11 protein-coding genes are annotated in these 12,004 nt (G+C 42.7%); 10 read left to right on the top strand and 1 reads right to left on the bottom strand.

All coding sequences use genetic code 11. The features are described 5' to 3' along the window. Positions 1 to 65: 65 nt before the first annotated feature. From ylxM to LKD48_RS10775, 10 genes are all read left to right on the top strand, one after another. Positions 66 to 410 carry a YlxM family DNA-binding protein gene (ylxM, locus tag LKD48_RS10820; RefSeq protein ID WP_118614399.1) on the top strand — a complete coding sequence of 115 codons (345 nt, stop codon included), beginning with the start codon at positions 66 to 68 and terminating at the stop codon, positions 408 to 410. Positions 411 to 443: 33 nt separating this feature from the next. Beyond that, positions 444 to 1,796, top strand: coding sequence for a signal recognition particle protein (ffh, locus tag LKD48_RS10815; protein WP_227101298.1), 1,353 nt, complete (start codon positions 444 to 446; stop codon positions 1,794 to 1,796). Positions 1,797 to 1,833: 37 nt separating this feature from the next. Beyond that, complete coding sequence (gene rpsP, locus LKD48_RS10810; protein ID WP_066563464.1) at positions 1,834 to 2,076, top strand: 30S ribosomal protein S16; 243 nt, start codon at positions 1,834 to 1,836, stop codon at positions 2,074 to 2,076. 58 nt (positions 2,077 to 2,134) lie between these two features. Then, entirely contained in the window at positions 2,135 to 2,362 is a 228-nt protein-coding gene (locus tag LKD48_RS10805) for a KH domain-containing protein (protein ID WP_066563466.1), read from the top strand. Positions 2,363 to 2,451: 89 nt separating this feature from the next. Beyond that, positions 2,452 to 2,961, top strand: coding sequence for a ribosome maturation factor RimM (rimM, locus tag LKD48_RS10800; protein WP_118614405.1), 510 nt, complete (start codon positions 2,452 to 2,454; stop codon positions 2,959 to 2,961). 31 nt (positions 2,962 to 2,992) lie between these two features. Next, positions 2,993 to 3,757: a tRNA (guanosine(37)-N1)-methyltransferase TrmD gene (gene trmD / locus LKD48_RS10795; RefSeq protein WP_308732030.1), complete on the top strand. Its 765-nt coding sequence runs from the start codon at positions 2,993 to 2,995 to the stop codon at positions 3,755 to 3,757. 217 nt (positions 3,758 to 3,974) lie between these two features. Continuing rightward, entirely contained in the window at positions 3,975 to 4,472 is a 498-nt protein-coding gene (gene infC, locus LKD48_RS10790; RefSeq protein ID WP_066563474.1) for a translation initiation factor IF-3, read from the top strand. A 19-nt stretch (positions 4,473 to 4,491) separates the two neighbouring features. Next, a complete protein-coding gene (rpmI, locus tag LKD48_RS10785; protein WP_227101302.1) occupies positions 4,492 to 4,689 on the top strand; it encodes a 50S ribosomal protein L35 in 198 nt (65 codons plus the stop codon). A gap of 81 nt (positions 4,690 to 4,770) precedes the next feature. Continuing rightward, positions 4,771 to 5,127, top strand: a complete 357-nt coding sequence (gene rplT, locus LKD48_RS10780; RefSeq protein WP_066563479.1) for a 50S ribosomal protein L20 — start codon at positions 4,771 to 4,773, stop codon at positions 5,125 to 5,127. A 227-nt stretch (positions 5,128 to 5,354) separates the two neighbouring features. Beyond that, on the top strand, positions 5,355 to 9,107 hold the full coding sequence (locus LKD48_RS10775) for a phosphoribosylformylglycinamidine synthase (protein ID WP_308732029.1): 3,753 nt from the start codon (positions 5,355 to 5,357) through the stop codon (positions 9,105 to 9,107). Between the two features lie 118 nt (positions 9,108 to 9,225). On the opposite strand, the gene LKD48_RS10770 is transcribed toward LKD48_RS10775, so the two are convergent. Then, on the bottom strand, positions 9,226 to 11,799 hold the full coding sequence (locus LKD48_RS10770) for a transglycosylase domain-containing protein (protein WP_308732028.1): 2,574 nt from the start codon (positions 11,797 to 11,799) through the stop codon (positions 9,226 to 9,228). Positions 11,800 to 12,004 lie beyond the last annotated feature (205 nt).

Here is a 12,004-nt window from a genome sequence, read left to right as displayed (position 1 = left end):
GGCTGTCAAGAAAAAACACTTGACAGCTCTTCTTTTTTCGTGTATAGTAGCGAAGGTGATGTTTGATGGAAAAGATTGTAGAACGCAATATGCTGTATGATTTCTATGGTGAGTTGCTTACGCCGCATCAGCAGGAAATCTACGAAAGCATTATTTTTCAGGATCTGTCGCTGAGTGAAGTGGCAGAGATCCACGGCATCAGCAGGCAGGGAGTTCATGATCTGGTAAGGCGCTGTGACAAGCTGCTGGAAGGTTATGAAAACAAACTGCATCTGGTAGAGCGCTTTGTGACACTCAAATCTTCTGTAAGCGAATTAAGAGAACTTACAAAAGCATATGAGAAGAGCAGAGACGATAAGCTGTTTGGACAGATTGACAGGCTTTGCCAGACAATACTCGAAGAGCTGTAACTGTAAAGTTAAAGGCAGAAAGGAGCTGCAAAAGTGGCATTTGAGAGCTTATCTGAAAAGCTTCAGAACGTATTTAAAAATCTGCGCGGCAAGGGCCGTCTGACAGAAGCGGATGTAAAGGCTGCTTTGAAGGAAGTAAAGATCGCGCTCCTCGAGGCGGACGTTAACTTCAAGGTAGTAAAAAACTTCGTAAAGTCAGTCCAAGAACGCGCAATCGGACAGGATGTTATGAATGGTTTAAATCCTGGACAGATGGTAATAAAGATTGTAAACGAAGAGCTTGTTTCCCTGATGGGATCTGAGACAACAGAGATTGCACTGATGCCTGGAAATCAGGTGACAGTCATCATGATGATTGGTCTTCAGGGTGCTGGTAAGACAACTACCGCAGCAAAGATTGCAGGAAAGCTGAAGATGAAAGGCAGACAGCCACTTTTGGTTGCTTGTGATATTTATCGTCCGGCGGCAATCAAGCAGTTGGAAGTTAACGGTGAAAAACAGGGTGTTGAGGTGTTCTCGATGGGGACAAATCACAGTCCGGTTGACATTGCAAAGGCAGCAATCGAACATGCAAAGAATAACGGACAAAACGTGGTCATCCTTGATACCGCAGGCCGTCTGCAGATTGATGAATCCATGATGCAGGAGCTTGTAGATGTGAAAGAGGCAGCTGGCGTTACGCAGACGTTGCTCGTCGTAGATGCGATGACTGGACAGGAAGCAGTTAACGTGGCAACTACCTTCAATGACCGTATCGGTGTAGACGGAGTAATCCTGACAAAGCTTGATGGCGACACCAGAGGTGGTGCAGCGCTTTCTATTCGTCAGGTGACGGGAAAGCCGATTCTTTATATTGGTATGGGCGAAAAGCTCTCCGATTTGGAACAGTTTTATCCAGATCGCATGGCATCACGTATCCTTGGCATGGGAGATGTCATGAGCCTTATTGAAAAGGTTGAGGCACAGGTCGATGCTGAGAAAGCAAAGGAGATGGAGCAGAAGCTTCGCAAAGCATCCTTTGATTTAAACGACTATCTGGATCAGATGGAACAGATGAAAAGTATGGGTGGTCTTAGCAAGATCATGGAGATGCTTCCGGGCATGGGCATGAATTTAAATGCAAAAAATATGCCGGACATGGATGAGAGTGAGAAGCAGATGGAAAAAATCCAGGCAATCATTCGTTCCATGACTATGAAGGAGCGAACCAATCCAGATATCATCAATGCATCCAGAAAAAACCGCATTGCAAAAGGTGCAGGAGTCGATGTTGTAGAGGTCAATAGACTGTTAAAGCAGTTTGACCAGAGCCGCAAGCTCATGAAGCAGATGCCCGGCATGATGGGCAAGCAGGCAAAAAAAGGAAGATTTAAACTGCCTTTTTAATAAATAATTAATTTTAAATAATTGGAGGAATTTTACAATGGTAAAGATTAGATTAAAGAGAATGGGACAGAAGAAGGCTCCTTTCTACAGAGTAGTAGTTGCAGATCAGAGATCTCCAAGAGACGGAAGATTCATCGCAGAGATCGGTTACTATGATCCAACTAAGGAACCAAGCGTAATCAAGTTTGACGAAGAGGCTGCTAAGCAGTGGCTTGCAAACGGTGCTCAGCCGACAGATACAGTTGCAAAGTTATTAAAGGTTGCTGGTATTGAGAAATAATTAAGAGTGCCGAATCCTTTTATCAAATGTTGCGGGCGCAGCAGAATGAGAGAGATGTATGAAGGGACTATTAGAAGTTATCGCTAAGTCGCTTGTTGACAACCCAGATGAAGTTGTGGTTACTGAGAAGGAAACCGAGAAGGGACTTGTGCTTGAGCTGAAGGTAGCGCCTAGTGATATGGGCAAAGTTATCGGTAAGCAGGGCAGGATCGCAAAAGCAATCCGTTCTGTGGTAAAAGCCGCGGCATCAAGAGAAAACAAGCAGGTTAGTGTAGAGATTGAGTAATCAAAAACGTGTACTTCAGAGATGGGGTGCACGTTTTATTTTTAAAATGTATGAGTTATATGAGCTGTAATGCTATCATAGGAGAAAATATGGAAGATTTATTGCGTGTAGGTGTGATTTCCTCTGCTCATGGAATTAAGGGAGAAGTTAATGTATTCCCGACAACTGATGAGCCGGAAATGTTTGCACATTGGAAGACACTGCGTCTGGTTGAAAAGAAACAAAGCCGTCTGATTCATGTGCGCGGTGCAAAGTATTTTAAAAACATGGTCATTCTTTCTCTTGAGGAGATTGCAGACCGAAATCAGGCGGAGCTTTTGCGTCAGGCAGAGCTTTATATAACAAGAGATCAGGCAACTCCATGTGGTGAAAATGAGAATTTTATTACTGATTTAATTGGACTTCGCGTAGTTGATGAAAATAAAGAAGAGCTTGGTAAGTGTACTGATGTGTTTCAGACGGGCGCAAATGATGTCTATGAGATAGAGCTTTTAGATGGAAGAAAGGTGCTTTTCCCGGCTATTCCTTCCTGTATCTTAGATGTTGACTTGGAAAAAGGCATAATGACAGTTCATGTTATGGCTGGACTAATTGACTAAGCTGTGAATATGAAAAGAAAGAGGTAATTCCATGCATTATTATGTGCTGACGTTGTTTCCAGAGATGATTACAAACGCCTGCGGCGAGAGTATTCTTGGACGCGCATCCCAAAAAGGATTGATTTCAGTGGAGGCCATCAATATACGTGACTATTCCACAAATAAACATAACCGTGTCGATGATTATCCATATGGCGGCGGCGCTGGAATGGTAATGCAGCCTATGCCAGTGTACGATGCCTGGAAGGATCTGACAGAGCGCATTGGAAAAAAGCCGCGTGTGCTGTTTATGACACCTCAGGGAAAACCATTTTCTCAAAAGCTGGCAGAAGAATATGCAAAGGAAGAAGATTTGATATTCCTTTGCGGTCATTACGAGGGAATTGACCAGCGTGTGCTTGATCTCATTGTAACGGATGAAGTTTCAGCAGGCGATTTTGTGCTTACAGGCGGTGAACTTCCAGCGATGATGATGATTGACTGTATTTCGCGTCTTGTGCCAGGTGTACTGAATAATGAAGCATCTGCGCAGGATGAGTCATTTGAAGGAAATTTGCTGGAGTATCCACAATATACAAGACCAGAAGTTTTCATGGGCGAGTCAGTTCCGCCTGTACTTCTATCAGGTCATCATGGCAATATTGATAAATGGAGACGTGAGCAGTCAATTCTTCGGACAGCAAAAAAACGCCCAGATCTCCTTAAGAATGCTGAGCTTACACAAAAAGAGAAGAATTGGCTTCGGGAACAGCTAATTAAAAAAAATAAAAAAACTGAAAAAACACTTGACAACTGATACAAAGTGCGGTATACTATCGACGTTGTCAATAAACAGGAAAGCAGAGGATTCACTCTCACCTTAGCGCAAAGGCGTCTCGGGTTGATATTTAAGTTCACATATCGTATTTTGCATATTTGTGTATCTTAATGGTGGATCGTCGCGGTCCATCATTTTTTTGCGTAAAGCAGTTCACAACATTTTTCGATGGGGGTACAAAACAATTAGCAGTTTAATGATTAATGAGCAGATCCGTGACAAAGAAGTCCGGGTAATTGGTGAGGAAGGACAGCAGCTTGGAATTATGTCCTCCAGAGATGCCATGAAGCTGGCAAAGGATGCCGGTTTAGATTTGGTAAAGATTGCACCAACGGCTAAGCCGCCGGTATGCAAGATTGTTGATTATGGCAAGTTCCGTTATGAGCAGGCCAGAAGAGAAAAGGAAGCCAAGAAGAAGCAGAAAGTCATTGAAGTAAAGGAACTGAGATTGTCTCCGAACATCGATACAAATGATCTGAATACAAAGGTGAACAATGCGCGAAAGTTCCTGGAAAAGGGCGATAAGGTAAAAGTTACCTTACGTTTCCGCGGCAGAGAGATGGCCCATATGGGTGCTTCCAAACATATACTGGATGACTTTGCTGAAAACCTCAAGGATATCGCATCGGTTGAGAAACCGCCGAAGTTAGAGGGTAAGAGCATGAGTCTGGTATTGGCAAAAAATATCAAGTGATTGACAGGAGGAAATTATAATGCCAAAGGTAAAAACAAGCAGAGCAGCTGCAAAGCGTTTTAAGAAAACAGGTACAGGCGAGTTAAAGAGAATGAAGGCATACAAGAGCCATATCTTAACAAAGAAGTCTACTAAGAGAAAGAGAAATCTTAGAAAGGCTACTATGACAGATAGTACCAACGTAAAGAACATGAAGAAGATTTTACCTTATTTATAATTTTGTGATTTTATAAGTAAGTTTGGGAAACATTTCTGCACAGGATTCGCGAGAATCCTCATCGTTTAGGAGGAGATAGATATGGCAAGAATTAAAGGCGGTATGAACGCTAAGAGAAAGCACAACAAAGTGTTAAAGCTGGCAAAGGGTTACAGAGGAGCCAGATCTAAGCAGTATAGAGTAGCAAAGCAGTCTGTTATGAGAGCATTAACAAGCTCTTACGCAGGAAGAAAGCAGAGAAAGAGACAGTTCAGACAGCTGTGGATCACCCGTATCAACGCAGCAGCTAGAATGAACGGTCTGTCTTACAGCAAGTTTATGTATGGTTTAAAGAGCGCTGACATCCAGTTAGACAGAAAGATTCTGGCTGATATGGCTGTTAATGATCCAGCTGGATTTGCAAAGCTGGCTGAGACTGCAAAGAGCAAGCTTGCTTAATTAGCAGTTGATCAAACCGCATATTGTGTATAAAAATTCAGGGAGAGCTTTGGCTCTCCCTTTTTGTGATGCTTTTGTGAAAATTACTTACTTTTCGCTCGTTTTTTTATATTATTTGTGGAATATGAAAGGTTGATTTCAAATCCAAAGCTATGATATACTTCTATTGAATATACTTACAATTCACGCGTTTTGTGAAGGGTAATTACAAATCAAAGGAGAATGATATGAGCGTCAGAAGAATCTTCGCGGAGAAGAAGGAACCTTATGCAGTAAAAGCACAGGAGCTTATGGAAGAGATGAGCAGCTATCTTGACATTCACGATGCCAAGAAGGTGCGTGTGCTGATCCGTTATGATGTTGAAAACCTTTCGGATGAGACTTATGAAAAGAGTAAGGGAACTATTTTTTCGGAGCCGCCGGTCGATGATCTTTATGAGGGCACCTTCCCTCATGAGAAGGATGATATTATTTTTTCAGTAGAGTATCTTCCGGGACAGTTTGATCAGAGAGCAGACTCGGCAGAGCAGTGTGTAAAGCTGTTAAAGGAAGATGAACAGCCGATTATCCGTTCAGCAACCACATATGTGATCAGCGGTGCACTTACAAGTGAGGAAGTTGCTAAGCTGAAGAATCACTGTATTAACCCAGTTGATTCAAGAGAAGCATCGGAGGAAATTCCGCAGACACTGAACATGGTACATCCAGAGCCAGAAGATGTAAAAATTCTGGAAGGCTTTTCCAAGATGAATGAGAAGGATCTGAAGGCGCTCTATGATTCCTTTGGTCTTGCTATGACCTTTAAGGATTTCCTTCACATCCAGAAGTATTTCCACGATGAGGAAAAGCGTGATCCGTCCATGACTGAAATTCGTGTACTTGATACATACTGGTCTGATCATTGCCGTCATACAACCTTCCAGACAGAGTTAAAGAACGTTACATTTGAGGAAGGATATTATCGTCCGGTAATCGAGAAGACATACGATGAGTATGAGACTGCTCATAAAACATTGTTTGAAGGCAGAAATGACAAATTTATCAGTCTGATGGATCTGGCTCTTATGGGTATGCGTCAGTTGAAGAAGCAGGGAAAGCTTCAGGATCAGGAAGAAAGTGATGAGATCAATGCATGTTCTATCGTAGTACCTATTAAGGTAGATGGCAAGGAAGAAGAGTGGCTGATCAACTTTAAGAATGAGACACATAACCATCCTACTGAGATTGAGCCATTTGGAGGCGCTGCAACATGTCTTGGCGGTGCAATCCGTGACCCGCTGTCAGGTCGTACCTATGTTTATCAGGCAATGCGTGTGACTGGTGCTGCAGACCCGACACGTCCGCTTTCTGAGACACTTCCTGGAAAACTTCCTCAGAAGAAGCTTGTTCGTACAGCAGCTGCTGGTTATAGCTCTTATGGAAATCAGATTGGTCTTGCAACTGGTTATGTAAAGGAAATTTATCATCCAAATTATGTGGCAAAGCGTATGGAGATCGGTGCTGTTATGGGTGCTGCTCCAAGACGTGCAGTAATCCGTAAAAATTCTGATCCAGGCGATATCATTATTCTGCTTGGCGGACGTACAGGAAGAGATGGCTGCGGTGGTGCAACTGGTTCTTCTAAGGCTCACACACAGTCTTCTATCGAAACATGTGGTGCAGAGGTTCAAAAGGGTAATGCACCGACTGAGAGAAAGTTACAAAGACTGTTCCGTCGTGAGGAAGTCAGCCATCTGATTAAGAAATGTAACGACTTTGGTGCCGGCGGTGTATCTGTAGCAATTGGAGAGCTGGCAGATGGTCTTGTTGTTGAGCTTGATAAGGTTCCAAAGAAGTATGCAGGTCTTGACGGCACAGAGATTGCGATTTCTGAGTCTCAGGAGCGTATGGCAGTTGTAGTAGATCCAAAGGATGCAGACCAGTTTTTAGCTTATGCAGCTGAGGAGAATCTGGAGGCAACAAAGGTTGCAGTTGTGAGTGAAGATCCTAGACTTGTTCTTCGCTGGAGAGGAAAAGAAATTGTTAATATTAGCCGTGCATTCCTTGATACAAACGGTGCTCATCAGGAGACAGATGTTACTGTAAGTATGCCAAAGAAGGAAGAAAGCTTCTTCGCATCAAAGGAAGTTACTGATGTAAAGGAAAAATGGCTTTCTATGCTTGCTGATTTAAATGTTTGCTCACAGAAGGGTCTTGTTGAGATGTTCGACAGCTCCATCGGTGCAGGAAGCGTTGTAATGCCGTATGGTGGAAAGAATCAGCTGACTGAGGTTCAGACAATGGTAGCAAAGGTTCCTGTAGCAAAGGGAAATACTGATGCTGTTACCATGATGAGCTATGGTTTTAATCCATATCTGTCCTCATGGAGTCCATATCATGGTGCTGTTTATGCCGTAACAGAGTCTATTGCTAAAATTACGGCAGCCGGCGGTGACTACAGTAAGATTCGTATGACATTCCAGGAGTACTTCCGCAGAATGACAGAGGATTCTCATACATGGGGACTTCCGTTTGCTTCCTTGCTTGGTGCATATGCAGCACAGATGGGATTTGGTCTTCCGTCAATTGGTGGAAAGGATTCCATGTCAGGAAGTTTTGATGAGTTAAATGTACCGCCAACACTTGTTTCCTTTGCAGTTGATGTGGCATCTGAAAATGATGTTGTAACACCAGAATTTAAGAAGGCAGGAAATAAGCTTGTTCTGTTTGCTATTGAGAAGGATGAATATGACCTTCCAAATTATGAGCAGGTGAAGAAACTGTACGGTCAGATTCACGAGGCTGTTCGTAATGGTCAGATCGTATCCTCCTATGCAATTGGCGCAGGCGGTATCGCAGAGGCAGTCAGTAAGATGGCATTTGGTAATGGCCTTGGTGCAGTTATCAATGCACAGCTTGATAAGAATCTCCTCTTTGCTCCATTATACGGAAATATTCTCGCAGAAGTTCCGGCAGAATGCATCGCAGATTTAGAGGTTCCATGTGAGGTTATCGGTGAAGTAAGTGCAGAGCCAACCTTCACTTATGGTGAAATTGTAATTTCCATGGATGAGGCTGTAAAGAGTTGGAAGTCTACTCTTGAGAAGGTATTCCCGTCTGTATCTGGAAAGGCACAGCCAAAGGTTGATACAGGTATCTACAAGGCAGATTCAATCTATGTATGCAAGAATAAGGTTGCAAAGCCAAAGGTATTTATTCCAGTATTCCCAGGAACAAACTGTGAGTATGACAGCGCAAAGGCATTTGAGCGCGCAGGCGCAGAGGCTATTGTTAAGGTTGTTCGCAACCAGACAGCAGAAGAAATTCGTGAGTCTGTTGATATCTTTACAAAGGCAATCCGCGAGTCTCAGATCATCATGTTCCCAGGCGGATTCTCAGCAGGTGATGAGCCAGATGGTTCTGCAAAGTTCTTTGCAACAGCATTTAGAAACGAGAAGCTCAAAGAAGCAGTTATGGATCTGTTAAACAACAGAGATGGTCTTGTACTTGGTATCTGCAACGGCTTCCAGACACTTGTAAAGTTAGGACTTGTTCCGTATGGTGAGATTATTGACAGCCAGCTGTCTGATTCTCCGACACTGACAACAAACACCATTGGACGTCATGTTTCCAAGATGGCATACTTAAAGGTAGTATCCAATAAGTCTCCATGGCTGGCACAGGCAACACTCGGCGGTGTTTACTGCAACCCGGTTTCTCACGGCGAGGGACGTTTCGTAGCAAGCAAGGAGTGGCTTGATAAGCTGTTCGCAAACGGACAGGTTGCAACTCAGTATGTTGATTACAATGGCAATCTTGCACAGGACGAAGAGTGGAATATGAACGGTTCCTATGCAGCAATCGAAGGTATCACAAGCCCAGATGGACGTGTATATGGAAAGATGGCACATTCAGAGCGTATCGGAGATTCTGTAGCAATCAACATCTATGGTGAGCAGGATCTGAAGCTGTTTGAGTCAGGTGTTAAGTACTTTAAGTAATTTTGGCGGCTTTATTAAAAGTATAAAAAAACGGTCATACCTAAAATGGTATGGCCGTTTTCATATGTTTAAAGCAAATAGGCGCCGACAAAAACTTCACCGGAGCCCGCTTGTAAACTTACCGGGTAGAATCTCCCGTATGAATGTCGCAGCTTTGAAGGTTCGATGGTGCCAGATAATCTGAGTCTGTCGTAGTGCCGCTTGAAAGATCATTGTCATCGATATGAAGATAAACGCGCTGCACGACTGAATCACCGGGGCAGTATTTTGTTGCGCTTTTGCCTGATTCTGTGCAGATACGAAGTGCATAGTGGCGGTCACAATAGCTTGTTGGTGCTGTGCCAGGTGCAAAATATTCTGTGTATACACAAGCGTTGCTTGAACTGCTGTTGCATACGCCGTCAACTGCAAGAAGACCAGATTTGCTGCAGATTTTTGCAGATTCTAATTCATCTGTAAAGACGAAATCTTTATTATCAAGATCAGTATGAATGCGAGCCATAATTTTCTGCCATATTGTTTTGTGGTATTCAGTTCCGTTTGAAAGTACCTTTGAGTCATCATATCCAGACCATATGCCGCAGGTGTAGTAAGGAGAGTAGCCTATGAACCATACGTCGCTTCCGCTTGTCGTTGTTCCAGACTTTCCAGCAAGTGTCATTGAATCAACTTGACAAAGTTTACCAGTTGGTGTGATTCCGTATTGATAGTAATAAGAGGAATCAGATGAAATCACATCCTCCATTGCATTTGTTAAAAGAGCAGCAGAGGAACTTTTGATAATTCTTGTCTGAGAAGGAACACTTTCAAGAAGGATATTACCCTGGCGGTCTAAAACCTTTGTGTAGTAGGTTGGCTTTTGGTAAATTCCATCATTTGCAATGGAAGCAAAGGCAGCAGTAAGCATTTCGTTTGTGACAGTATATGACTGGCTTGCGGAGGCAAGAGAGGCTGTAGATTCAAACACGTTAGCATCGCCTAAACCAAAAAGCTCTAGATAATCATAAGCAGTAGAATCAGATACAAGAGAAGTCAGGCACCTGGCACCAATGACATTCATGGAATATGTGATAGCCTGACGTATATTGTTGTAGCCAAGATACGGATTTCCCCACCAGTTTAAGACCTGCTGATTTCCGGATGAATAAGGAGCGTCATAATATGTGGAGGCAAGAGTGGCACCACACGAGTCGATAGCAGGTGCAAATGTGCTGATTATCATTGAAGCAGAACCTGGCTGCCTGTGGCAGTGCAGAGCACGATTTAAGGTGAGGCTTCCTTCTTTTTCACCGCGGCCGCCGGATATGGCAGCAACCTGACCATTTGACTGATTCATGACAACGACAGATTCCTGCGGTTCGAGAATAGGAGTAATGGTTTCGTTTGTAACTGAGTCACCAGAAATAAGCAGTGATGCTTTAAATTCACGGACAGAGCGATAAATATCTTCTTTTGAAGCATAAATATTTGCAAACGTTGCCTGTTTTTTTTCTGACTGAAAATAGCTTATCAGATCATTTTCTGTATAGGTGCTTTCAGAACCGTCTGCATGGCATACAGTAAGCGCATAATTAAGTGAATATTCTAAAAGCCTGCTTCCTGTTGAAGAGATGTAATTGTCAGCATTGTTGATCTCTTCATCGACAATAGCCTGAATGGACGGATCCATTGTTGAATAAATCTGCAGGCCGCCGCTGTAGAGAAGTTTATAAGCTTGTGAGGCAGAATAGCCAAGCTTTGACTGCAGATCATCACAAACTTGATTATATACAGCATCTGTAAAATAAGAAAAGACCGTACTGCCTGAAGTGGCATTGTCAACTGTCTGAATGCGGCTGTACACATCATCATCAAGTGCATCGTTTTTCTGATCATAAGTGATAAAATTTTGCTCATACATTTTTTCAAGAACGATCTTTCGGCGCACTGCATTTTCCTTTGGATGTGTAAGCGGATTATAGCGTGATGGGTTTGATGTGGTGGCAGCCAAAACAGTGCATTCAGATAATGTTAATTCCCATACATTTTTGCCAAAATAGCGGTGAGCAGCTGTCTGTACACCAAGACAGTTGCCGCCAAGATTAATTGTATTAAGATAGTATTCAAGAATAGTTTCTTTGCTGTCTAGCTGATCTTCTAATTTTACTGCAAGAAATTGTTCCTGAATTTTGCGGCGCAGTTTGTCAGCCATGCTTGTCTCGTAGCCGCCCTGAAGCACATTATTTTTAATAAGCTGTTGAGTGATTGTGCTGGCACCTTCAGAAAATCGTCCATTTGTAATACCGACATAAGCAGCACGCAAAATTCCTTTTAAATCAATTCCGTTATGTTCATAAAAGCGGCTGTCCTCAATTGCGATAAAAGCGTTTACAAGATCATCAGGAAGCTGGTCAAAGCTGACTTCTTCGCGGTTGCTGCCTTCCATTACAAGTGTCTGCATTAGATTGCCGTCTGCGTCGTAAATTTGAGAAGCATATCCTTGTGGCTGTACATCAAGTATATCGAGAGAGGGAGCAGCATCAATTGCCCCACGGACAAATCCAATGCCTATAGCAAAGCCGGCGAAACAAAGAATTAGAAACATTGCCAGTGCTATTTTTAAAAGAAAAATAAGATGGTGTCGTCTGGCCTGCCTTGATGTATCAAGAAGACCTGACAGCTCCTTTTTTATTGCATCATTATTAAAAATCATAAAGATTAGTGCCTTTCCGTCAAATTCATGCATAAACGCTTTCTAAGCATGGACTGACATTTATTCTTTAGTATATCAAAAAATAGAGAAAAATACCAGAAAAAAAGCAAACCTTTACAGAAGCTGCAAAATAAGATACACTAGCTACAAAGCATTTTGCAGCAGAGAAAAATAAGAAAATGCTTTTAATATATGGAAATAAAAG

This window comes from Anthropogastromicrobium aceti (genome assembly GCF_020687335.1).
GTDB classification, from domain to species: Bacteria; Bacillota; Clostridia; order Lachnospirales; family Lachnospiraceae; genus Anthropogastromicrobium; species Anthropogastromicrobium aceti.
Note: the sequence above shows the minus strand (reverse complement) of the source record. Positions and strands in the feature narration are given on the sequence as shown.